15 protein-coding genes and 1 pseudogene are annotated in these 23,043 nt (G+C 64.2%); 6 read left to right on the top strand and 10 right to left on the bottom strand.

The features are described from left to right. Positions 1 to 20: 20 nt before the first annotated feature. Complete coding sequence (locus ABIE53_RS02610) at positions 21 to 1,775, bottom strand: methyl-accepting chemotaxis protein (RefSeq protein ID WP_192699983.1); 1,755 nt, start codon at positions 1,773 to 1,775, stop codon at positions 21 to 23. A 402-nt stretch (positions 1,776 to 2,177) separates the two neighbouring features. Here ABIE53_RS02610 and ABIE53_RS02615 point away from each other — a divergent pair, with 402 nt between their 5' ends. The 4 genes from ABIE53_RS02615 (at position 2,178) to ABIE53_RS02630 (ending at position 7,834) form a co-directional block, all read left to right on the top strand. Continuing rightward, positions 2,178 to 3,707, top strand: coding sequence for a sensor domain-containing diguanylate cyclase (locus ABIE53_RS02615; RefSeq protein WP_114155710.1), 1,530 nt, complete (start codon positions 2,178 to 2,180; stop codon positions 3,705 to 3,707). Positions 3,708 to 3,794: 87 nt separating this feature from the next. Continuing rightward, positions 3,795 to 4,418: a DUF2239 family protein gene (locus ABIE53_RS02620; RefSeq protein ID WP_114155711.1), complete on the top strand. Its 624-nt coding sequence runs from the start codon at positions 3,795 to 3,797 to the stop codon at positions 4,416 to 4,418. 375 nt (positions 4,419 to 4,793) lie between these two features. Next, complete coding sequence (locus ABIE53_RS02625) at positions 4,794 to 6,359, top strand: methyl-accepting chemotaxis protein (RefSeq protein WP_114155712.1); 1,566 nt, start codon at positions 4,794 to 4,796, stop codon at positions 6,357 to 6,359. A 167-nt stretch (positions 6,360 to 6,526) separates the two neighbouring features. Next, positions 6,527 to 7,834 carry a solute carrier family 23 protein gene (locus ABIE53_RS02630; RefSeq protein WP_029969535.1) on the top strand — a complete coding sequence of 436 codons (1,308 nt, stop codon included), beginning with the start codon at positions 6,527 to 6,529 and terminating at the stop codon, positions 7,832 to 7,834. Between the two features lie 19 nt (positions 7,835 to 7,853). On the opposite strand, the gene ABIE53_RS02635 is transcribed toward ABIE53_RS02630, so the two are convergent. Then, positions 7,854 to 9,503 carry a Na+/H+ antiporter gene (locus ABIE53_RS02635; RefSeq protein WP_006048192.1) on the bottom strand — a complete coding sequence of 550 codons (1,650 nt, stop codon included), beginning with the start codon at positions 9,501 to 9,503 and terminating at the stop codon, positions 7,854 to 7,856. A 287-nt stretch (positions 9,504 to 9,790) separates the two neighbouring features. Here ABIE53_RS02635 and ABIE53_RS02640 point away from each other — a divergent pair, with 287 nt between their 5' ends. Both ABIE53_RS02640 and ABIE53_RS02645 read left to right on the top strand, forming a co-directional pair. Then, complete coding sequence (locus ABIE53_RS02640; protein ID WP_006048190.1) at positions 9,791 to 11,068, top strand: sensor domain-containing phosphodiesterase; 1,278 nt, start codon at positions 9,791 to 9,793, stop codon at positions 11,066 to 11,068. A gap of 35 nt (positions 11,069 to 11,103) precedes the next feature. Then, positions 11,104 to 11,796 (top strand): copper homeostasis protein CutC, encoded by a 693-nt coding sequence (locus ABIE53_RS02645; RefSeq protein ID WP_029969539.1) that lies wholly within the window; start codon positions 11,104 to 11,106, stop codon positions 11,794 to 11,796. Between the two features lie 81 nt (positions 11,797 to 11,877). Here the strand turns inward: ABIE53_RS02645 and ABIE53_RS02650 are convergent, their stop codons facing one another. The 8 genes and pseudogenes from ABIE53_RS02650 to ABIE53_RS02685 form a co-directional block, all read right to left on the bottom strand. Then, positions 11,878 to 15,465 (bottom strand): indolepyruvate ferredoxin oxidoreductase family protein, encoded by a 3,588-nt coding sequence (locus ABIE53_RS02650; RefSeq protein ID WP_192699984.1) that lies wholly within the window; start codon positions 15,463 to 15,465, stop codon positions 11,878 to 11,880. Between the two features lie 289 nt (positions 15,466 to 15,754). After that, a complete protein-coding gene (locus tag ABIE53_RS02655; RefSeq protein WP_006048187.1) occupies positions 15,755 to 16,714 on the bottom strand; it encodes an ion channel in 960 nt (319 codons plus the stop codon). 138 nt (positions 16,715 to 16,852) lie between these two features. Continuing rightward, on the bottom strand, positions 16,853 to 17,098 hold the full coding sequence (locus ABIE53_RS02660; RefSeq protein WP_006048186.1) for a hypothetical protein: 246 nt from the start codon (positions 17,096 to 17,098) through the stop codon (positions 16,853 to 16,855). Between the two features lie 65 nt (positions 17,099 to 17,163). Then, positions 17,164 to 17,394 (bottom strand): hypothetical protein, encoded by a 231-nt coding sequence (locus ABIE53_RS02665; protein WP_006048185.1) that lies wholly within the window; start codon positions 17,392 to 17,394, stop codon positions 17,164 to 17,166. 134 nt (positions 17,395 to 17,528) lie between these two features. Continuing rightward, positions 17,529 to 18,446, bottom strand: coding sequence for a carbohydrate kinase family protein (locus ABIE53_RS02670; RefSeq protein ID WP_006048184.1), 918 nt, complete (start codon positions 18,444 to 18,446; stop codon positions 17,529 to 17,531). Then, entirely contained in the window at positions 18,443 to 19,735 is a 1,293-nt protein-coding gene (locus ABIE53_RS02675) for an AGE family epimerase/isomerase (protein ID WP_006048183.1), read from the bottom strand. Before ABIE53_RS02675 ends, ABIE53_RS02670 begins: the two co-directional genes overlap by 4 nt. Then, the gene (locus ABIE53_RS02680) at positions 19,732 to 20,718 is read right to left on the bottom strand and encodes a LacI family DNA-binding transcriptional regulator (protein ID WP_114155714.1); all 987 of its coding nucleotides are present in this window, start codon (positions 20,716 to 20,718) and stop codon (positions 19,732 to 19,734) included. Before ABIE53_RS02680 ends, ABIE53_RS02675 begins: the two co-directional genes overlap by 4 nt. Before the next feature lie 220 nt (positions 20,719 to 20,938). After that, positions 20,939 to 22,791, bottom strand: a pseudogene (locus ABIE53_RS02685) (EAL domain-containing protein). Between the last annotated feature and the right edge of the window lie 252 nt (positions 22,792 to 23,043).

The raw sequence follows: 23,043 nt of genomic DNA on the forward strand, positions 1-23,043 counted from the left end.
CCATCCACCGAAGCATCCACTCAAAACTTATCCCACCCGTCATCGCCACCGACGGTAGCAACCGGCGACGCCAACTCCTTCGCCGGCACACGCACCGGTTCAGCCTTCGCCCCAACGCGGACCGCACTCACCGGCTTGACGTGAGCACCATTGGCTAGCTTACCCACCCCAGCCACCCCAGCCCCCGCGTCTTCCCTCAGCACGAGGTCAACACCCACCCCCACCCGAAAAAACCCCACAGTCTCACTCAACCGCTCCCCCTGTTCCTCCATCGACCGCGAAGCCGCCGCCGCCTGTTCCACCAGCGCCGCGTTTTGCTGCGTGACGTTGTCCATCTGCGTGATCGCGAGGTTAATCTGCTCGATGCCGCGGCTCTGTTCGCTCGAGGCCGCCGCAATCTCCGACATGATGTCCGTCACGCGCGCCACGGCATGCGTGACTTCGGTCATCGTCTTGCCCGCTTCGCCGGCAAGCGACGAGCCGTCGCGAATCCTTCCCACCGAATCGGCGATCAGATCCTTGATCTCCTTCGCCGCGCTCGACGAGCGCTGCGCAAGACTCCGCACCTCGCTTGCGACCACCGCGAACCCGCGTCCCTGTTCGCCCGCGCGTGCCGCTTCCACGGCTGCGTTCAGCGCAAGAATGTTGGTCTGAAACGCGATCCCTTCGATGATGCCCGTGATGTCGGCAATCTTCGTCGAGCTATCGCTGATGTCCTGCATCGTGCTCACCACCTGGCCGACCACGGCGCTGCCTTTCCGGGCGACAGACGAAGCATTCGCGGCGAGCGTGCTGCCTTGCTGCGCGTTATCGGCGTTCTGCTTCACCGTCGACGTGAGCTGCTCCATGCTCGACGCCGTCTCCTGCAACGACGCCGCCTGCTGTTCCGTACGCTGGCTCAGATCCATGTTGCCCGCCGCGATCTCGCGAGCCGCGCCCGCGATGCTCGTGCTGGCGTCGCGCACGCGTCCGACGACCGTCGTCAGACGCTCGTTCATCTCGCGCAGCGCGCCGAGAAGTTTGCTGGCCTCATCCTTGCCGTCGACGCGAATGCGCGTACGCAAATCGCCTTGCGACACGGTCCGCGCGACGTCGATCGCAACGCTCAACGGCCCGCTCACGGCACGCGTGATCGCGAGGCACGCGCCGACTGCAAGCGCAACGGCCAGCAGCGAAATGACGATCAGCATATTGCGCTGGTTCTCGTAATGCGCCGCGTAGTCGGCGATCATCGTCTCCTGCCGCGCATGCGCGTGCCCGGCATACGCGTCGGTCGCGCGAATCAGCGCCGCGAGGAGCGGCCGGCACTGATCGTCCATTTTGACAATCGCCTCGTCGCGCTTGTTGGCGAGCGCGAGGCCGACAATGTCGGTCGCGACCGGGCCATACGCGGTCTCCACGCGATTGATTTCGGCCACGAGGCTGCGCGCCTTGTCGTCGGCGCCGGCGTCCCTGACCATCTCGTTCAGCTTCTTGAGATTCGCCGCCACGTCTTCGTGTGCACGCGTGACCTGCGCTTTTTCGATCTCGAGATCCTCGGGCTTGACGACGAGCACGAGATTGCGCGCCGCGATCGCGCGGCGATCAACCGCGGTTCGCACCTGAACCGCCATGTCGGCGCGCGCGTTGATGCCGCGCACGAAACTGGAAAAGCCATCGGTGGAATCGGCGAGCGACTTGAGCGAAAGTCCCGCGACCGCAACGACGATCAGGGACAGCATGCCGAAGCCGGCTATCAGCTTCGCTTTAATGGTGAACTGGTTCAGAGCGGCCATGTATCTGTATTTCTCCAGGGACGAAACGAGCGCTTCGTAATGGACTCTCAGGTCCGGGAATGGGAGCGTCTATGCGGCCGCCGGACAGTCGACGACCTCGCGCGGTGTTGCCGCTTCGTGCGAGCACAAAAAGCGGCATCCCATTTATTGGTTATCGGAGCTTCGCAGATGGACTTGAGAGAAGCCGGGTAATCCACGACCCGTTAACGTCCGCCGCCGTCTAGACTTCCACCCAACTCTCACCGCCAACCAAAGACAACCAAAAGACAACCGTAAGCCCCGCGCAAGCCGTCAAACCCCCGTCTTTTCCACGATTTGGGCCGCGGTTCCCTCTGTTACGCTACCGGCTTGCCATACGTGCCCACGGGCGCGTCCTTTCCCCACCGCGCGCCAAGGCCGCGCATGTCCGAACCGAACAACATGGTCACGCGTCGTCCCAACCTCATCATCGCGATCAGTGGCGTGCTGGCGAGCGCAATCCTCGCGCTCGCTGTGTGGGTGCTCGCGCAGATGCACGACGACGCGTTGCGGCGCGCGCAGGACTCGGTCTTCAACGTTTCGCTGCTGGTTGAGCGCGACGTCTCGCGCAACCTGGAAATTTACGATTTGTCGATCCGAACGGTGATCGACGGGCTCAAGCAGTCGCGCGTGATGCAACTCGATCCGGCGCTGCGTCAGATGGTGCTGTTCGACGGCTCGGCGTCGGCGAAAGACATGGGCTCGATTCTCGTCATCGATGAAACGGGCTATATCGCGATCGATTCGCAGTCGCTGCCGCCGCGCCACGTTTATCTCGGCGACCGCGACTACTTCAAGGTGCATCGCGATTCGCCTAGCGTCGGTTTGTACGTGAGCCGTCCGTTCATGCCGCGCACGACGGGCGCGGACATGAGCATTGGCCTCAGCCGGCGCATCACGCGGCTGGATGGCAGCTTCGGCGGCGTAGTCGTGGGCACGATGCGCCTGAAGTATTTCCGCAGCCTGTTCGACGGGATGAACCTCGGCGCCGGCGGATCGATGGCGCTGATGCTGAGCGACGGCACGATGTTGATGAGGCGTCCGTACGATCCGAAGACGATCGGCATCAATCTGATGGGCACAGCCAATTATTCGCGCTTCGTCCAGCAGCCGAGCGGCGACTTCTTCGGAACGGCGGCGATCGACGGCGTCGAGCGCTGGTACGCGTTTCGCCACATCGACATGTATCCGCTGATTCTCGACGTCGCGCTGTCCACGCGCGATATCTACGTCGGCTGGCGGCGGCGCGCATGGATCATCGGCTCGCTGATCGGCGCGCTCGATCTCACGATGATCGCGCTCGCCGTGCTGTTCGCGCAGCAGATACGGCGGCGCCTCATCGCCGAGGAAGAACTGCGCACGCTCGCGAGCACGGACGGTCTCACGGGCGTCGACAACCGCCGCACCTTCGAGCAGTCCGCGGAGAACGAATGGCGCCGTGTACACCGCAACGGCGGATCGCTTTCGATGCTGCTGATCGACGTCGACAGTTTCAAGGGATTCAACGACCTGTACGGCCACTCGGCCGGCGACGATGCGCTGATCACGGTGGCTCGCTGCATCACGCAGAACGTGCAGCGTCCGGGCGACACGGCGGCGCGCTACGGCGGCGAAGAGTTCGCGGTTCTTTTGCCGGACACCGACCAGGCCGGCGCAATGTCCATTGGCGAGAAAATCCGCGCGGCCGTGGAGGCGGTTGGGCTCGGTCACGTGGCCAGCTCGCACCATGTGCTGACCGTGAGCATCGGCGTCGCGACGATGCAGGGCGAGGCGTTCACGTCGAGCCGCGCGCTCGTCGACGCCGCCGATCAGGCGTTGTATGCCGCGAAGGATGCGGGCCGCAATCGCGTGTCTTCGTACGGGCCGGGTGTGCCGGCGGCGGAAGGCAGCGCGACAACTGTCGTTGGTCGATAGCGCTGCCTCACAATAATACCCGGATAATATGTTGCGCTTTTATTTAACCCGGATATAATTCGACAACTTCCCGAACCGGAGATTGTCGTGACCACGTATTCCCGCACCTGTACGGCCTTTGAGGGCCATCGCCTTATCGCTTCCGGCGAATTGCCGCGGGTCGCGCTCGCCGTCAAAGAGGTCCTCGCGCGGGGCGAACAGGCGCCCGTCCTCGTTTTCGACGACGTCAGCGCGGCTCCCGTCGAATTCGATTTGCGCGGCAGTGCGGAGGACATCGTCGCGCGCTTGAATCAGGCCGACCGCGCCGCATATCCCACCACCGACGCAACCACCGCCGCCGCCGCCGACACCAGCACGCCACGCGGTCGCGGACGGCCGAGGCTTGGCGTCGTCGCGCGCGAGGTCACCTTGTTGCCGCGTCATTGGGATTGGCTGAATGCGCAGCCGGGCGGCGCGTCGGTCGCGCTACGCAAGCTGGTAGAGACGGCGCGCGCAACCGGCGAGCATGTCGACCGCAGACGCGCAGCGCAGGAAGCGGTGTATCGCTTCATGACGGCGCTGGCGGGCAACCTGCCCGATTACGAAGATGCGACTCGTGCGCTCTATGCCGGCGACCGGCCGCGCTTCGAAGAAAAAATCGCGCAATGGCCGGACGATGTCCGCAGGTACACGCTGCGGCTCGCTGAGAATGCGTTCGAACCGCACGCCTGAACCGAAGCAAGGCGAAAAAAAAACCGCTCACACCCGGAGAGCGTGAGCGGAAAGTCGGAGAGTTACAACAACATCGCATGCGTTAATTGGGGTCAACGCAGCGGGGCAAGTCTAAGAGCCCAATCGCTGCTTCGCTATCGGACGAATCTCAAACGCGTAGCTCGTTTGCATCTGCCAGGCATTCCTTACATTATCCTGTCCCGCTTATTCCGGGATTCATTGCATCAAGTCCGCGCGCTGCGCGCCGTAAAACGAACTGAACGCTGCCGAGCGCTGCGTCCCGAACCTGCCTTCTCGCTCATGACGAGTCGTTGGCATGTTCCGGCCGTGACGCGGCAGCGAGCATTTTTGTTGTGACTTGTGAAGGATAGGCCAATGAAGTGGTTCGACCGCATGACCGTGTTCAGGAAACTGCTGCTGGCATTCGCCGTGGTGATTGCGTTTTGCGTGGTGATCGGCGGCACCTCGCTGAAGACGCTGTCGTCGATGCATGACATCACGGATGCCATCTGCGATAAATATATGGACGGCCTTTACTGGCTCGAAGAAGCGAACCGCCACAAGATCGATTCGGATCTCGCCGCCGCGAACCTCGGCTATGTGAGCGGCGACGCCGGCCGGCAGAAGCTCAAGGACAGCATCGTGGCGTCGCTCAAGCGAATGCACGAGGGCTACGACAATTATCGCGCGACGATCGTCACCGCCCAGGGCCGCCAGATGTTCGACGACGTGCTGCAGAAGTCCGCGGTCTGGGAAGGCATCGTGCAGCAGCAGATCGGCCTTGCGCCGATCCCGGCCGGCGTCGACAACGACGAACTGGTGCGCCGCGCCATCGCGTCGAGTGAGGCATTGCGCGACCGCATCACGGCGCTGATCGACTATCGCCGTCAGCAAGGCAACGACGCGCAGGCCGAAGCCGCCGCCAATTATCAGCGCATGCGCATGGCGATGCTCGTGCTGGTGCTGGGCGCGATCGTCGCGGGCGGCGTACTGGCCGCGATCATCGCGCGGCGCCTCGCGCGTCAGTTGGGCGGCGAACCGGATTACGCGATGGACATCGCGAACCGCATCGCCGACGGCGACCTCAGCGTGCGCGTCGAAACCCGTCCCGGCGACACGCAGAGCATGCTCTTCGCACTGCGCAACATGCGCGAGCGGCTCTCGGGCATCGTTGCAGGCATCAGCGAATCGAGCGAATCGATCCTCACTGCATCGGGCGAAATCGCGCAGGGCAACACCGACCTGTCGCAACGCACCGAAGAGCAGGCCGCGGCCTTGCAGGAAACCGCGTCGAGCATGCAGCAACTGACGTCGACGGTGAAGCAGAACGCCGGCAACGCGCAGCAGGCGGGCGGCGTTGCCCACGGCGCTTCGGAAGTGGCGGCGCGCGGCAGCCATCTCGTCGGCGATGTGGTCGAAACGATGCGCGAACTCGCGGCCGGCTCGAAGCGCATGACCGACATCATCGCGGTGATCGAAGGCATCGCGTTCCAGACCAACATTCTTGCGCTGAACGCCGCGGTCGAGGCCGCGCGCGCCGGCGAGCAGGGACGCGGCTTCGCGGTCGTCGCGGGCGAAGTGCGCTCGCTCGCGCAGCGCAGCGCGGTGTCGGCGAAAGAGATCAAGGAACTGATCGAAAACTCGACTGCGCGCGTGGACAGCGGCGCGGAACTCGCGGAGCGGGCCGGCCAGACGATGGCCGAAGTGACTCAGGCGATCAGTCGCGTCACGGACTTGATGAACGAGATTTCCGCGGCGTCGCAGGAACAAAGCACAGGCATCGAAGGCGTGAATCGCGCGGTCGCGCAAATGGACGACGTGACCCAGCAGAATGCCGCGCTCGTCGAGCAAGCCGCGGCCGCGGCGTCGTCGATGGCGGATCAGGCGAGGCAGTTGCAGGCGGCGGTGACGGTGTTCTCGCTCGAGCCGAAGCACGCGTGACGAACGTCGCGTCATCGCGCGCGTCGCGTTTGTGCCTGGCCGCGCGCGATATTGTCCGCGCTTGCCACCTCCAATCGCACTCCGTACACTCGCGCGTAATTCCCGCACGGCGCTATTTTTGCGCGCCGTCGTCCACGAAAAACGCCGAATAGAGGAGAACCCCCGCGATGGCCGATTCCTATTTTCCCCGCTGGCGCGCGCAGCCAGATGCCGTCGAGGGGCGCATCGTCGGTACTGACGAACGCCTTGCCTGGCCGCAGATGTTCGCGATGGGCATTCAGCACGTCGTCGCGATGTTCGGCTCGACCGTGCTCGCGCCCTTGCTGATGGGCTTCGATCCCAACCTCTGCATCTTCATGTCGGGCATCGGCACGCTGCTGTTCTTCGTGCTGGTCGGCGGCCGCGTGCCGAGTTATCTCGGCTCGAGCTTCGCGTTCATCGGTCTCGTGATCGCGGTCACCGGCTACGGCGGCCACGGGCCGAACATGAACGTTCCGGTCGCGCTGGGCGGCATCATCGCGTGCGGCGTGGTGTATGCGGTCATCGGCCTGATCGTGTCGGCGGTCGGCACGCGCTGGATCGAAACGCTGATGCCGCCAGTCGTGACCGGCGCGATTGTCTGCGTGATCGGTTTGAATCTCGCGCCGATTGCCGTGCGCGGCGTGAGCGGCAGCAACTTCGATTCGTGGATGGCGCTCGTCACCGTGCTGTGCGTCGGCGCGGTCGCGGTGTTTGGCCGCGGCATGCTGCAACGCCTGCTGATTCTCGTCGGCCTGCTGATGGCCTACGTGATCTACGCAATCGTGACGAACGGCCTCGGCATGGGCAAGCCAGTCGACTTCTCGATCGTTGCGAACGCTGCGTGGTTCGGCATGCCGCATTTCACGGCGCCCGTGTTCAACATGCAGGCCATGACGCTGCTCGCGCCGATCGCGGTGATCCTCGTCGCCGAAAACCTCGGGCATATCAAGGCGGTTAGCGCGATGACCGGACAGAACCTCGACCGCTATATCGGCCGCGCTTTTCTCGGCGATGGACTCGCGACCGTCGTTTCCGGTTTTGCCGGCGGTACGGGTGTGACCACCTACGCGGAAAATATCGGCGTGATGGCCGTGACCAAAATCTATTCGACGCTGGTGTTCGTGATCGCCGCCTTGATCGCGCTCGTGCTCGGTTTTTCGCCGAAGTTTGGCGCGGTGATCCAGACCATTCCGGGCCCTGTGCTCGGCGGCGTTTCGATTGTCGTGTTCGGTCTGATCGCTGTGACCGGCGCGCGCATCTGGGTCGTCAACAAGGTCGACTTCTCGGATAACCGCAATCTGATCGTGGCCGCGGTCACGCTCGTGCTCGGCGCCGGCGACTTCTCGCTGAAGCTCGGCGGCTTTGGTCTTGGCGGCATCGGCACGGCGACGTTCGGCGCAATCATTCTTTACGCGCTTCTCAGACGGAAGCCGGCGCAAGGGCCGGTGGCCTGAGCGTTTTCAGGAGACGACGTTACTTCCAGCGCGCGGTCAGCGCCGTCTCCGACAAATCCACTTCGTGCATGAGCTTGTTGAACGTCTCGTCGTTGATCGTCTGATTGCTGCGCAAGCTGAGCAATACCTGGCGCTCGGCACGCATTGCCGAGAGCTTCATGCGAAATTCCAATGCGTCCGCGCGCCGCGCCATGTCGCGCGGTTCCTGATCTCCGGCGAGTGCCGTCAGCCTGCGGCGATAAATGTCCATGACGCGCGCGGTCACGTCGGCGGCATAGGCCGAGGCCGATTCATCGAGATTCGCGCACTCCTTGTCATGCAGATCGTCGACGGCGCGGATCGCCGCTTGCGCCGCCATCGTGCGCGCAAGCGCTTCTTCCGCGGCGTGCGGGTCCTTGCCGCGGCGCCATCCGCGCAGGAGCAACGGCAACGCAATCACGCCGACGACGAGAGACACGAGAATCACACCCGACGCGATAAAGATCGCGAGGTCGCGCCCAGGCAACGCTGCGCCGCCAGGCAATGTCTCGGGCAACGACAACACGCCGGCAAGCGTCACCGCCCCGCGCACGCCGGCAACTGTCGTAACCGCCACGGTGCGCAGCCCCGGCACCGCGTTCACGAGGCCATGCCGCGCTGCGCCGCGGCTCGAGAACCAGCGCAGCAGCCACACCCACGTAAAGCGCAACGCATACAGCGCGACAGCGACGACCGCGATGTAGCCGATCAGGCGTCCCACTTGCGCGTCGCTCGTCTGATGCGCGTCGAGCAATGCGCGGCCGAGAATGTGCGGGAACTGCAGCCCCAGCAGAATGAACACCATGCCGTTGAAGACGAACTCGATCATCATCCACGTATTGTTTGCGCGCAGGCGCGACGAGACCGATCCCGACGTGGCGAGCGTCGTGTAGTTCATCATCATGCCGGCGGCGACCGCCGCGAGAATGCCTGAGAGCTCGAAACGTTCGGCGATCAGGTAGGCGGCGAACGGAATCAGCAGCGTCATCACGACGCCGGGCGCCGGGTCGCCTTCTTCCGTCAGATTGAGAAAGCGCACGGACACGAAGCTGAACAGCCAGCTCACCGCCGCGCCCGTCGCGAGACCGCCGACGGCGATGATCACGAAACTGATCGACGCATCGCGCAATGAAAACACGCCGGTCAACGCAGCGGCGATCGCGAACTTGAGCGCGACGAGGCCGGACGCGTCGTTCATCAACGCTTCGCCTTCGAGAATATGCATCAGCCTGCCCGGCACCTTGCCTTTGCCGGCGATACCCGAGAGCGCGACGGCATCGGTCGGCGAGAGGACCGCGGCGAGTGCGAACGCGACCGGCAGCGGCATCGACGGCACCAGCGCGTGCACGAAGTAGCCGATGGCCAGCACCGTCATGAACACGAGGCCGAGCGCGAGCATCAGGATCGAGCGGCGCGCCATGAAAAATTCGCGCTTCGGGATGCGCCATCCGTCGGCGAACAGCAGCGGCGGAATGAACAGCATCATGAAGATTTCAGGGTCGAACGTGACATGCAGCCCGAGCTTCGGCCATGCGAGCATCGCGCCCATCGCGATCTGCACGAGCGGCAACGGCAAGGGCAGCAAGCGGGTCACGACACCGGAGGCGGCCACGGCAAGCAGAAGAATCAATACGGTGAAGACGATATCCATCGGTACAGGGCATAAAAAGACAACGGGGATTATCCGACGGATCGGCGCATCGGAGCCAGGGCGCGCACACGCACGTCCATCGCACCTTAACGGTGCGCGCTCGCCCTCTGGTGGCGCACGCGCCATACCGTCGGTGCAATCTTTCACGCGAGTTACATCGCTATGTGCGCAAGCGTGCGCATGGAGCTTGCTTAAGCCATATCGATGACGCACATTTTGGAGCAATGGCGCCGTGGGTTGTTCGCATCCGCGTTCTGACCGGCCCGGCTCTCGCGTGAGAGGATTGCATGACGATTGCGCAACAGGAAAGAACGGCCGCCGCGCCTCATGGCTTCGACGTCGAAGTGACATCGGGCCTCGAACGATTTTCGGTGCAGCACGGCGAGCTGACGCTCACGAGCGTGTTTCAACCCATCTTCAGTCTGTCGCACATGCGGGCTGTCGGCTATGAAGGGCTATTGCGCGCGCACGATATGCTCGACCGGCCGGTGTCGCCGCTCGACGTGTTCGGCGAGGCGGCGCGCGTCGGCGACGTGTTGCAACTCGACCGGCTCGCGCAGACGCTGCATCTGGAAAACTTCAAGGTGCTCGGCGCCGAACGCGAGTGGCTTTTTCTCAACGTGCATCCCGGCGCGTTGACCGATCCGTATCTGTCCGCTGCATTGCTGGCCACGCTCAAGCGCCTCGATTTGCCGCCGCGGCGCATCGTGCTCGAGGTGCTCGAGCAGCGCGCGGAAGACCTCGAGCGTCTCGCGGATGCCGTGCGTCAATTCCGCGAGCGCGGCTTTCTGATCGCACTCGACGACTTCGGCGCGGGACACTCGAACGTCGAGCGCATCTGGCAACTCAACCCGGACATCGTGAAGCTCGACCGCATCATGCTGTCGCACGCCGCGCATCGCGCCGACATGGCGACGATCCTGCCGGGCCTCGTCGCGCTGTTGCACGAAGCGGGCAAGCTCGTGCTGATCGAAGGCGTGGAAACCGAGCACGAAGCGCAGATGGCGCTCGCCTGCAACGCCGACTTCGTGCAAGGCTTTTTCTTTGGACGCCCGAATCCTGGCGCGGCCGACGCGACGCATGCGGCCAGTTGCATCGGCGAACTCACCGAGCGTTATCGCGACCAGACTGAAGCGGGCGAGCGCCGCAATGCGACTCGCCTCGCGCCGTATCTGCGCGCCTTCGAACGCGCGGCCGAGCGGCTTGCGGCCGGCGAGCCGCTGGAAGAAGTGTGCTGGAATTTTCTCGCGCTCGATCACGCCGCGCGCTGCTTTCTGCTCGACGCGAAAGGGCGGCAAGCGGGCCGCAACGTCGTGCTGCGCGCCGACCGCGCGGCGCATGAAACGCGCTTCTTGCCGCTCGCCGACGCACAAGGTGCGAACTGGCTGCGTCGTCCGTACTTTCGCGATGCGATCAATGCACCTGAGCGCGTGCATGTCACGCGTCCGTATCTGTCGATCAACGAGGCGTTGCCGTGCGTGACGTTGTCGGTGGCCACGCAGGTTGGCGGACAAATCTGCGTGCTGTGCGGAGATATCGACTGGGTGGACGAAGAGCGCTTCTGACATCATGTCGTTTTCAACGACACCCGGTTGCGCTCATGTCCGTTCTGCTCGAAGTCATTGCCACTACCGTTGCCGACGCGCGGCTCGCCGCGCAGGCGGGCGCTGACCGTCTCGAACTCGTCACCGCGATGGGCGAGGGCGGGCTCACGCCGAGCATCGGTCTGATCGAAGCCGTGGTGAACGCGGTCTCCATTCCCGTCAACGTGATCGTGCGTCCTCACAGCCGCTCGTTTGTCTACGACGCCGACGATCATGCGCTGATGCTGCATGACGTGCGCGCCGTGAAAGCGGCGGGCGCGAACGGCGTGGTGATCGGCATGTTGAACGTTGACGGCGAGATCGATCGCGAACAACTGGCGCGCGCAATCGACGCCGCCGATGGCCTTGCCGTCACCTTCCATCGCGCGTTCGATGAAGTGCGCGATCAGCGAAAAGCGCTGGACGTGCTGCTCGGTTTCGATGCGGTGACGAACGTGCTGACGTCAGGCGCACAGCCTTCCGTACTGAATGCCGAGGCGACGATTCGCGCGCTTGTGCGCCAGGCGGCGGGATCGCATTGCACGGTGCTCGCGGGCGCGGGTCTGACAGTCGATGCAGTCGCCGGCTTCGTGAGCCGGACGCAAGTGCAAGCGGTGCACTTCGGCTCTGGTGTGCGTGTGGGCGGCAACGGACTTGCGCCGATCGACATCGACAAAGTTGCGCGAGTCAGGGCATTGCTGAACGCATAAAAAAGCCGCTTCATGTCGACACATGAAGCGGCTTCATCGTTTGCGCAGCAGCAAGCGTTGCGCCGGTTTCTACAACGCGTACTACTTCCCGACCACAACCGGAATGCCGCGCAACTGCCCCGCGCCTTTAACATCCTCCAGCGATTTCTTCACCGACGCTCCCGTCGCCGCTTCAATCTGCAAGCGCGCCGCGAGTTCACGTTCGCCACGCTTCACGCCTGCGAGATTCGCGACCTTCACATGACCATAACCGCGCACGCGAGCATGCAGATCGGCGAGCTTCGCGACGTCTTCGAGATTGCCTGCGTCGAGCTTGGCAAGCGCGCGCTGTAACGTGGTTTCGTAGTCGTCGGCGAGTTCGCGTTCCATCTTGCGTTCGAGCGTGCGGCCAAACGGATCGAGCATCGTGCCGCGCAGTCCACGCACTTTTGCGAGTACGCCGAGAACCGGCCACATCCATTGACCGAAGGTTTTCTTCGTCGGATGCGCGCCGTCATGCGGGCGCGTGAGCGTCGGCGGCGCGAGATTGAACTTGATGCCGAAGTCCTTGCCCGCGACGCCTTCGAATTGCGCTTCGAGTGCTTCGCGGAACGCGGCGTCGGTGTGCAGGCGCGCGACTTCGTATTCGTCCTTCACCGCGAGCAAGCGATAAAACGTCGTAGCCACTGCACGCGTCACGCGTTCGCTGCTTGCATCTACCGCATGTTCGGCGCGACGCGCGGCGTCGACCAGCGCGCGATAACGCGTCACGTAGCTCGCGCCGCCATAAGTCTGCAGACGGCCTTCGCGATGCGCGATCAGTTCATCGAGCGTATCGACGCGCACCGTTTGCTTCGCGGCATGCCGCGCCTGCCACAGCGATTCGAGCGCGGCGGGATCGTCGGCGGCAAGACGGCCGATCGAAAACGCGAGTTGATTCATCTGCACCGCGACGTTGTTCAACTCAATCGCACGCATCAACGCGCCGAACGACACGGGCACGAGGCCGAGTTGCCACGCGAAGCCGAGCATCAGAATGTTCGCGCCGATCGTGTCGCCGAGAAAACGTGTGGCGAGCGCCTGCGCGTCGCAGGCGGACATGCGTTCGGCTCCGGCCGCATGACGCATCTTGTCGATCAGCGCGTCGGCGTGCAGCGTCGCGTCCGGGTTCGTGACGAAGGTCGCGTTTGGAATTGCATGCGTGTTGACGACGATGCGCGTGCGCCCATGACGTACCGTTTGCAATGCGTCGGCGCTTGCGCCCACCACCATGTCGCAGGCGAGCAGCACGTCGGCCTGCTGCGTGTCGATGCGCACCTGGTTCAGCCATTCGTCGCGCGCCGCGAAACGCACGAACGACAATACGGAGCCGCCCTTTTGCGCGAAGCCCATGAAGTCGAGGACCGACGCGCTCTTGCCTTCCAGATGCGCAGCCATGCTGATCAATGCGCCGACCGTCACGACGCCCGTACCGCCGACGCCCGTCACGAGAATGTCGTACGGCGCGGCATCGAGCTGCGTGGCGGGCAGCCGCAATGCGTTCACGCGTTCGGTCAGCGCTTGCGGATCGAACGCGACGCCCGCGGCTTTCTTCAGCTTGCCGCCTTCCACGGTCACGAAGCTCGGACAGAAGCCGTTCACGCACGAATAATCTTTATTACACGACGATTGATCGATGCGGCGCTTGCGTCCCAACGCGGTTTCAACGGGCTCCACCGACAAACAGTTCGACTGCACGCCGCAATCGCCGCAACCCTCGCACACTTCCTCGTTGATAAAGAGCCGCTTGTCCGGATCGGGGAATTCGCCTTTTTTCCGGCGACGCCGTTTTTCGGCGGCGCAGGTCTGGTCGTAGATCAGCACGGTCACGCCGTCGGTGTCGCGCAGTTCGCGTTGCACGGCATCCATTTCGCTGCGGTGATGGAACGTCGTGCCCTTCGGGAAAAGATCATGATGGCCGTCGTATTTTTCGGGCTCGTCGCTGACCACGACGAAGCGCGATACGCCTTCGGCTTCCACCTGACGCGCGATCTGCGGCACGGAAATGCTGCCGTCGACCGGCTGGCCGCCCGTCATCGCGACCGCGTCGTTATAGAGAATCTTGTACGTGATCGTGGCCTTCGCCGCGACGGCCTGGCGGATCGCGAGAATGCCCGAATGAAAGTACGTGCCGTCGCCGAGATTCTGGAACACGTGGCGCGTTTTCGTGAACATCGAATGCGATGCCCAGTCCACGCCTTCGCCGCCCATCTGAATGAGACCGGTGGTGTCGCGCTCCATCCACGAAGCCATGAAGTGACAGCCGATGCCCGCCTGCGCAATCGAACCTTCAGGCACTTTCGTCGATGTATTGTGCGGGCAGCCCGAGCAGAAATACGGCGTGCGCTTCACGCTGTCGGCGGCGTTCGAAAGAATTTGCGGCGCGACGAGATCGACCACGCGCTCGCGGCGATCAAGCGCGGGCTTGTGCTTCGCGAGCCAGTTCGCGAACACCGGCAGAATGCGCGAAGGCCGTAATTCACCGAGCGACGACAGCAGCATGCTGCCGTCTTCCGCATGCTTGCCGATCACGGCCGGCCGCGCGCCTTGCGTGCGGTTGTACAGATAGTCTTTGATCTGCTGCTCGATGACCGGGCCTTTCTCCTCGATCACGAGCACTTCGGAAAGACCGTCGACGAACGTATCGATGCGCGTCATTTCCAGCGGAAACGACAAGCCGACCTTGTAGATGCGCACGCCGGCCGCGTCCAGATCGGCGACGGTCAGATCGAGGCGGCGCAACGTCTCCATCAGGTCGAGATGCGCCTTGCCGCACGTGACGATGCCAACGTTCGCATGCGGACTCGGCGCGATCCATTTGTCGATGCTGTTGGTCCTGGCGAAATGGCGCACCGCGTCGAGTTTCGCGTGCATCCGCGATTCGATGGTGAGGCTCGGCAAGTCGGGCCAGCGGTTATGCAGGCCGCCTGCCGGCACTTCGAAATCGTGCGGGACGGTCCAGTCGGTTCGCAGCGCATCGAGATCGACGGTCGAGCCCGATTCGACGGTTTCGGAGATCGCCTTGTAGCCGACCCACGCGCCCGAGAAGCGCGACAGCGCCCAGCCGTACAGCCCGAACTCGAGCATGTCGGCGATGTTCGACGGATTCACGACCGGCATGTGCCACGCCATCATCGCGAAATCGCTTTGATGCGGCATCGACGACGACACGCAGCCGTGATCGTCGCCAGCCACGACCAGCACGCCGCCATGCGGCGACGAGCCGTACGCGTTGCCGTGCTTGAGCGCGTCGCCCGCGCGGTCGACGCCTGGGCCCTTGCCGTACCACATCGCGAACACGCCTTCGACCGTGCGTTCCGGGTCCGCTTCCACGCGCTGCGTGCCGAGCACGGCGGTGCCGCCGAGTTCTTCGTTGATCGCGGGCAGAAAGCGCACGTCGCTCGCTTCGAGCAGTTTCTTCGCCTTCCACAATTGCTGATCGACCATGCCGAGCGGCGAGCCGCGATAGCCGCTGATGAAGCCCGCGGTGTTCATGCCGCACGCCTTGTCGAGCGCGCGCTGCATCAACGCGAGGCGCACGAGCGCCTGCGTGCCGGTCAGAAAGATGCGGCCGCGGGTCGCGGTGAGATTGTCGGACAGCTTGTAGTCGGCGAGAGCGGGCGTGCCGTCGATGGGCAGGCGAGCGGTCATGGGTGAGTCTCCGTAATTTTGCATTCGCGCGCGCGATGGGGACCGGTGGGAACCACGAAGCCCGCGCAGCGAAAGAGACTCTATTTTTTAGCGCCAATCAGAGTGGATTTTTTCTACTTTCCGCGCATGCACGCGAATGCGCGCGAAGAGCGCCGCGTTTTGACGCGGTTTTGAGATGGATATGCCACGCGAAGGATGGCTTCGGGTATGCCCTGGGTGCTTCGCCGGGTTATATCGGGCGATTGTCGCCCGCGCTTCGCGTGTTGCTGCTTTGGCCGTTTATCGCCGCTTACGGCCGCACGCTTGCCGCGACAGGCGCTTCGTCGAGCGGCACGATCTCGTCGAAATGCGAGTAGTCGATATGGCTCACGCCGTCCTGCTCGCTCATGATGTCGACGAAACGGTGATGCCAGAAGATCTCGTCGCACGACCACATATGGCGCGCCTGCATGGTTTGCGACGTCGATTCGTCGACGCCTTCGAGCGTCAGCAGCAGCGAGGTGTCGCGCGCCTTCAACGTTTCGGCGGTTTCGCCAAACAGCGGACTCTCTTCGTCGATCACATGCATCAGACTCCAGCCGAGCTTGAACACCGGATGTTGATCGCGCACGAGCGTCAGGTCATGAAGCCGCCGCAATGTGTAGCCTTCGGCCGTGGTTTCACGCCGCAGAATGCGCAGCCGCGCATGCGCTTCGGCGATCACGTTCTGACGTCCGTTGGCCGAGCGCACGATCAGCGTCATGTGGCCGTCGAGCGGCCGGATGACCGCGTAGCGCGCGAACATGATCTTCGCGTGCGGGCGAGAGAAGCGCGCGAATATCAGCCCCGTTGCCAACGCAATGCTCGACATGCCGACGAAGATTTCGAGCGTGGCGATCCAGTGCGCGTAGACCGTTTGCGGATGCATGTCGCCATAACCGACGGTGGCGAGCGTTTCGACACTGAAGAAAAACGCGCCGCCGAAGCCCGTTGGATACAGGTTGGCAATCGGTGCGTCGCCGAGCATGTAGAGCGCGGCGAAGCTCGTGTTGAGCAGCATGAACAGCACCGCGAGCGAGACGAAAAACGTCGGCCAGCGAACCGTTAGCGCGCGGTGATAGAGATCCTGCCAGAACCGCATCGGCATGCCGTGCGCGACGACCACCTGATCCTCGATACGCAGTTCGCGGCTGCCGCGCAAGCGGCGTTTTCGCGCGCGCTCTTCAGCGTCGCCGATGCCGGGAAAACGGTCGGTCGGTTCGGTAGCCATCGCGTGCTCGAGGAATGAAAACGGCGCAAGCGTAGCACGGCGCCTGGCTCGCCGAACGCGGCTTGCGAGTGCGAAGCGCGGCGCGCCCGAAAGCCGCACGCCGCGCCGCGCTTCGCACTCGCAAGCCTTAATGCCGCTTTATGGAAACGCCCGCGGCTTCGGAATGCCCGCGCCGTGTTCGATGTCCTCGACCGCTTGCTGATGCGCGGCCGCGATCGCCTCGGCGGAGTCGCCATAACCGTTGTCGCCGCCGACGGTCGTCCACGGCTTGACCGCTTTCTCGCGATGCCGGATTTCGTACTCGGCGTCCCAGCGCGCGCCGCTGAGTTCGATCGGGCGCACGTGAATCGAGTACACGCCGTAGAGGAACAGCTGTTCAGCCATGATCGCCTCCAACCATTGCGTTCAGGCGGCGCGGCGCGAGGTGCACGAGCGCGGCGCCGGCCTGCCTAGAGTTCGATTTCCCCGAGTATGCGATGAGCGAGCGCCTTCGCTTCTTCCAGTGCCTCGCCTGGCGTGGACGACGTAGCCTCGACTTCGTAGACGGTGGTTTCCTGGTCCTCGCTCGCTTCGCCTTCGTCGCGCGCGAGTGTGACTACGCCTTGCCAGGTGTCCCGATCGAGTTCTCTTACCGACGCAGTGGCCGTGTAGATGCCTTTGGTGTAGGTGATGTCCTCCATGGCGTCGCTCCTCGTTCCAAAGGTTGCCGTGTTTTCATGCTAGCACGGCCATCGCGCATCGGCAGAAGCGGCGACGTGCCGCAGGGCGCAGGCCGCGCGCAACGACAGCGCAACGCCAACATAAACCACCCGCGTTACAACAGCGCGACGACTTCATCCAGCGACGGCGCATGCGCGCCCGCATGCCGGCACGCCGCCGCGCCCGCCGCCAGCGCGAACGCCAGATGCTCGGGCCACGCGCGTTGCGAAGCGGTCATCAGGCTGAACAGCAAGCCGCCGATCGACGCGTCGCCCGCGCCGACCGTATCCACCACCTCGACGCGCGGCGGCCGCGCTTCGACCGTCATCGCGCCGTCGATCAGCAGCGCCGTTTCCGGCCCGCGCGTGACGAGGACCGTGGCGCTCGGGTTCATCGAACGCAACTGGCTGAGAGCTTGCGCTTCGTCGTCGGTCTTGAAGAGCAGGCGCAGGTCTTCGTCGGAGACCTTGATGAGATCGGCGAGCGCGGCCATTTTGCGCAGCGTGGGTTCGTAGCCATGCTCCATCAGGTTGCGGTAGTTCGGATCGAAGCTGATCTTCACGCCGCGCGAGCGCAACTCGGCGGCCAATGCCGCGAGCGTATCGCCAAGCGGTTGACGCACGAGACTGATGCAGCCGAAGTGCGCCCACTTCACGCGCTCCATCCAGCCGGCCGGCAGGTGCGCGGGATCGAACGCGAGATCGGCGCCGTTTTCGCCCATGAAGAAGTAGGCGGGCGGATGCGTGCGATGAACGATCGCGAGCAAAGGCGGGCGCTCGACGCGCTGCATGAAGCGCATGTCGAGGCCGGCGGCGACGCTCGCGTCCCACAGCTCGTCGGAGAAATTGTCGACGCCTAGCGAGCCCGCGCACGCGGTCGGCAAGCCGAGCTGCGCCACGCAGCGCGCCACGTTCCAGCCGGCGCCGCCCGGACGCGACAGCCATTGCGAGGCGCCCGTGCGCACGAGGTCGGTAAGGATGTCGCCTGCCGAAACGAAAACCGGCAGTTCATGGTTTGTGTCCGCGTTCGTCATTTTGCCTGCTCCGTTTGAGCGGTTGCAGTGGCTCCGGCCGTTGCCGCGCCGTCGGGCAGCGCGTGCGCGAGCACCTCGTAGCACGCGCCCATCGTGTGATAGTCGGTCTTGCCGGCCGGGCTCTTTTCGTCGCTGTATTTGCGGTTGTCGCAGGTGAGTATGCGATACCAGGCGCCGTATTTGTGATCGACGAAGTGCGTCCAGCTATAGCGCCAGATCTCGTCGTACCAGTCCCAGAAGCGCTCGTTGCCCGTGCGCTTGCCGAGCAGCGCGGCGGTCGCGAAGGTCTCCGCCTGGACCCAGAAGTATTTGTCGTGATCGCAGACGGTGCCGTCGGGGCCGAAGCCGTAGTAGAGGCCGCCGTGGTCTTCGTCCCATGCGTGCGTCATCGCGGCGTCGAACAGTTCGATTGCGCGCGGCAAGAGCCACGGCAACGGACGGTAGCGCTCGAGAATCAGCAGCAGCTTCGCCCATTCGGTTTGATGACCCGGCTGAAAGCCCCACGGACGAAAAATGTTCGAGCTGTCTTCCTCGTTGTAGTGCCAGTCCACCGACCAGTCCGCATGAAAGTGCTCCCACACGAGACCCTGCGAGAGTTTCGCCTGACGCAGCGTGATGTTCGACGCGACGCGCTCGGCGCGATCCAGATAGACGAGATGACCGGTCGCTTCGTGTGCGGTCAGCAAAGCCTCGGTGGTGTGCATGTTCGCGTTTTGCCCGCGATAGGAACTCACGCGCCATTCGGGCGATGCTTCGTCGGCATAGAGACCCGCGGCGGCGTCCCAGAAGCGGTGCTCCATCAGTTCGAAGGTCGCGCCGATCATCGGCTTGGCTTCCTCGATGCCGGCCATGGCCGCATGCGAATACGCGAGCAGCACGAAGGCCAGGCCGTAGCAATGACGCGTGGCGTCGAGCGTGCGCTTTTTGCCGTCGCGCCACTCGATCTCCCAGTCGTAGCCTTCGTGCTGCGCGTCCCAATGGGCGTCGTGCAGAAAGCGCAGACCGTGGCGCGCGTATTCCAGATGCTTCGGGTCGCCAAACTGGCGATACGCCATCGCGTAGTTGAACACGTAGCGGCAACTGCTCACCAGGTGCCGCGTGGTTTTGTCGTAGACGGAACCGTCGTCGCGGAAAAAGTGGAAGAAGCCGCCGCTCGGATCGAGCACGTTCGGCGCGTAAAAGCGCAGCGTGTCCTCGATATGCGAGAGCAGAAACTCGCGGCTTCTGAAACTGGCGACGGGCGGCACGGCAGGGCCGTTCGCGGAATGAGGCGTGGCGGATTGCGTCATGGCGTTTTCACCAAAGTACTGGCACGGGCGATGAGATGGACGGGCAAGCGGACTTCCGTTTCGGCGGGCGCGTCTTCCAGCAGCAATTCGACGCCGCGCCGGCCGAGCGCTTCCTTGTCGACGGAGATAGTGGAGAGCGGCGGCGTGGCATGCGCGGCGGCGGGAATGTCGTCGAAGCCGATCACCGCGATGTCCTCCGGCACGCGCACGCCGCGCGCGAAGCAGGCGCGCAGCGCCGCGAGCGCGGCGGCGTCGTTGTAGGCGAATACCGCGTCCGGACGCGGATCGGGCGCATCGAGCAGTTGCTGCATCGCGCGGGCCGCGCCGCTGTCGGGGTCGAGGCCGGCGTCGATCGTCACTTCCAGCGACGGGTCGAACAGCAGCCCCGCTTCGAAAAACGCGCGCCGGTAGCCGAGCGCGCGCTGCGCGATGCTGAAGTGCGCAAGCGATCCGCCGATGAACGCGACGCGCTTGCGCCCCTGTTCGAACAGATGGCGCATGGCGAGCGCGGCGCCCGCGGCGTTGTCGAGATTGACCGAGCGCAGGCCGGGCGCCCACAGGTCGATCAGCACGAGCGGCCGCTGCATCGCGACGAGCGTGGCAAGCGTCTCGGGCTCGACGAAGCCGGCGATCGCGACGGCGTCCGGCGCATGCAGACGCATCTGCTCAATCACGTCTTCGGTCGGTCCGGCAGTCAGCACGGACGGCACGATGCCGCGCTCGCGGCACGCGTCTTCGACACCATGCAGAACGTGCGAGAAGAACGGGCTGACGGCGAAGTTGTTGTGCTGCCGATGCAGCAGGAAGGTCAGGCGGCGAATACGCGGACGCAGTTGCGCGGCGTCGTAGCCGAGTTCGCGCGCGGCCTTGACCACGCGCACGCGGGTGGCCTCGGAAAGCCCTGGCTGGTTTTTCAGTGCGCGCGATACGGTGCCGATCGACACGCTGGCCGCGCGCGCGACGTCGCGAATGGTTATCGCCATCGAAGCAGGCGGCCGTGCAAAGGCGGCCGCGCGGTGTTTGGGTCCGGGCGATTGTATAGTAAAACGTAGCCGAAACAGCCTGAAAAAAGCGCTGACCACACCCGTAAATACCCGCATGTACGGGCTATTTGTGAGTTTTTGGTGTTTAGTAAAACTAGCTAAACACGCCCGGGGAAAAGCGTTCGGCGGCGCTCTCGCCTCTATGAGCGCTATCAGTCCGTCAGTCTGCGTGCAGCGCGGCTTCCGATTGTCCGCGTAACAACGCCACGCTTTCCTCGGCGTCGATCAGCACGAAGCCGCTCGCTTCCATCTTCGCGCGCCGCTTGGCCAGCGCCGCGACCGTGGCGATTGCCTCGCTGTTGTAGAGCGACACGCCGTCGGCGGAATCCGGCTCGACGCGCACGCAGCCAATCGCCATCGTCACGAAGCCGAAGAAGGTCGGATTGCCGCGCCTGTCCTCGCCGTGGATGCCCCCGGCCAGACGGTCCGCGGGCGCATAGAAACGCTGCGCGCCTTCGTTGAATGCGTGAATCGCGCGCAGCACGCGCCCGCGCCAGTCGTCGCTCTGGAACAGGATCAGGAAGTCGTCGCCGCCGACGTGGCCGAGAAAGTCGCGCGTCGGGTCGCAGACGTCGGCGAGCACGGCGGCGGCGAACTTCAGCACTTCGTCGCCTTGCCAGTAGCCGTATTGATCGTTGAAGGGCTTGAAGTGGTTCAGGTCCACATAGCACGCGTAGAAACCCGCGTGGTTGCCGACGAGCCGCGCAATGTGCGAACTGATCGGAATGTTGCCGGGAGGAAAGTCAGCGGGTTCGCGTAGCGCGCCGCTTCGATGCGCACTTCGGTGACCGCGCGCACGAGGTTTTCGCCGGTGCCGAGCCCCGCGTACTTGCCGTTTTCGGTGATGACGAAGCCATCGGCGAGATAACGCTGGTCGTCGCTCGCGAGCAGCTTGGCCATTTGCTCGACCGTCATCGATTTTTCGATCACGACCGGCGACGCATTCGCGAACAGCAGGCACGGCCGCTTGCCGAACAGTTCGCGGTGATAGGGCAGCGCGTAGCGGTCCATGAAGCTGCGGCGGTTGATCAGCGCGACCGGCTCGTCGTGTTCGACGACGGCCACCGCGTGCAGTTCGGGCAGCCGGTTGAAGAGTTCGAGCACGTCGTTGTTGGTCGCGTGGCGCGGCAGCGCGGGCGCGTGCACGAGCATCTTTTCCGACGCCATGCCGCCCGATGGCGATGCGCCGCCGAGCGTGCGCGTCGCTTCGGGAAACACGGCGATGTGGCCGGCGCGCAGCGCGTCGCGGGCGTCGTCGGTGACCTTGCTGGCCGGCTGCGCATGCGGACGGCCGAAGAAAAAGCCTTGCCCGCAGCCGATTCCCATATCGCGCACGACGATCAGATCCGCTTCGTTCTCGATGCCTTCGGCGACGAGCCGCGCGCCGCTCGCGCTCGCAAAGTGCTGCATCGCGCGAACAGCTTCGAATTTCAGCGGATCGCAGGCGATGTCGTGAATGAAGAAGCGGTCGATCTTCACGACGTCCGGTTGCAGCCGCACCCACAGATTCATGCTGGCGTTCGCGGTGCCGTAATCGTCGAGCGCGAATTGCGCGCCCGCCGTGCGCAGGCAGGCGATCACGGGCAGAAAGGCGCCGACGTCGGGAATCGTGCTTTGCTCCGTCAACTCGATCACGATGCGCTGCGGGTCCACGCCGCGGTGGCGCAACAGCGCGAGCGTTTCGTCGGGCGCGTCGGCCAGGCGCCGCAGCGCGCCCGCGCTGAAGTTGAGGAACAGCTTGCCGTCGCGACCGAGCTGCGCGAACGCGTCGATGCACGCGCGCGCGGCGGCCTGCTCGAGCTCGATCGTGCAGCCTTCGGCGAGCGCCTGCGAAAAGAGCGCGAACGGCGCTTCGAGCGGCGTGCCGGCCGGGCCGCGGATCAGGCCTTCGTAGCCGAGAATCGCGCCGTCCTCGAAGTCGATGATCGGCTGGAACACGGCGGACAGCTCACGCCGGGCAATCAGTTCATCGATGCGCGGCGCGGCGGATCGGGAGGGCGAGCGAAGTTGCATGGCAGGTCGGCGTAGCGATGGACCTGCGGCTTAACGACCGCCCATGCGAAGAATTAAGTGAACTTTTGATGAAGCGTTGCACTTGAGTGGTGCGCGAGCGTCGTCCCAGGAATTTTGCGGAATCGGCCTATGCCATCCGGCCGAGGCGACAACCGCGGCGTTTGCGCGTGAAATAGCAAAAAGCCGCGCAAGGCGGCTTTTCGAAAAACGACGCTCAGGGAGGGCGCTTATGAATGTTCTATTTGCATTGCG

Origin of the sequence: Paraburkholderia sp. OAS925, assembly GCF_040543975.1 — a bacterium.
GTDB classification, from domain to species: domain Bacteria; phylum Pseudomonadota; class Gammaproteobacteria; order Burkholderiales; family Burkholderiaceae; genus Paraburkholderia; species Paraburkholderia graminis.

Bases quoted from the DNA above. Each gene is read 5' to 3' on its own strand.
- ABIE53_RS02610 (WP_192699983.1), bottom strand. From the start codon at position 1,775: ATGGCCGCTCTGAACCAGTTCACCATTAAAGCGAAGCTGATAGCCGGC.
- ABIE53_RS02615 (WP_114155710.1), top strand. From the start codon at position 2,178: ATGTCCGAACCGAACAACATGGTCACGCGTCGTCCCAACCTCATCATC.
- ABIE53_RS02625 (WP_114155712.1), top strand. From the start codon at position 4,794: ATGAAGTGGTTCGACCGCATGACCGTGTTCAGGAAACTGCTGCTGGCA.
- ABIE53_RS02630 (WP_029969535.1), top strand. From the start codon at position 6,527: ATGGCCGATTCCTATTTTCCCCGCTGGCGCGCGCAGCCAGATGCCGTC.
- ABIE53_RS02635 (WP_006048192.1), bottom strand. From the start codon at position 9,503: ATGGATATCGTCTTCACCGTATTGATTCTTCTGCTTGCCGTGGCCGCC.
- ABIE53_RS02640 (WP_006048190.1), top strand. From the start codon at position 9,791: ATGACGATTGCGCAACAGGAAAGAACGGCCGCCGCGCCTCATGGCTTC.
- ABIE53_RS02645 (WP_029969539.1), top strand. From the start codon at position 11,104: ATGTCCGTTCTGCTCGAAGTCATTGCCACTACCGTTGCCGACGCGCGG.
- ABIE53_RS02650 (WP_192699984.1), bottom strand. From the start codon at position 15,465: ATGACCGCTCGCCTGCCCATCGACGGCACGCCCGCTCTCGCCGACTAC.
- ABIE53_RS02655 (WP_006048187.1), bottom strand. From the start codon at position 16,714: ATGGCTACCGAACCGACCGACCGTTTTCCCGGCATCGGCGACGCTGAA.
- ABIE53_RS02660 (WP_006048186.1), bottom strand. From the start codon at position 17,098: ATGGCTGAACAGCTGTTCCTCTACGGCGTGTACTCGATTCACGTGCGC.
- ABIE53_RS02665 (WP_006048185.1), bottom strand. From the start codon at position 17,394: ATGGAGGACATCACCTACACCAAAGGCATCTACACGGCCACTGCGTCG.
- ABIE53_RS02670 (WP_006048184.1), bottom strand. From the start codon at position 18,446: ATGACGAACGCGGACACAAACCATGAACTGCCGGTTTTCGTTTCGGCA.
- ABIE53_RS02675 (WP_006048183.1), bottom strand. From the start codon at position 19,735: ATGACGCAATCCGCCACGCCTCATTCCGCGAACGGCCCTGCCGTGCCG.
- ABIE53_RS02680 (WP_114155714.1), bottom strand. From the start codon at position 20,718: ATGGCGATAACCATTCGCGACGTCGCGCGCGCGGCCAGCGTGTCGATC.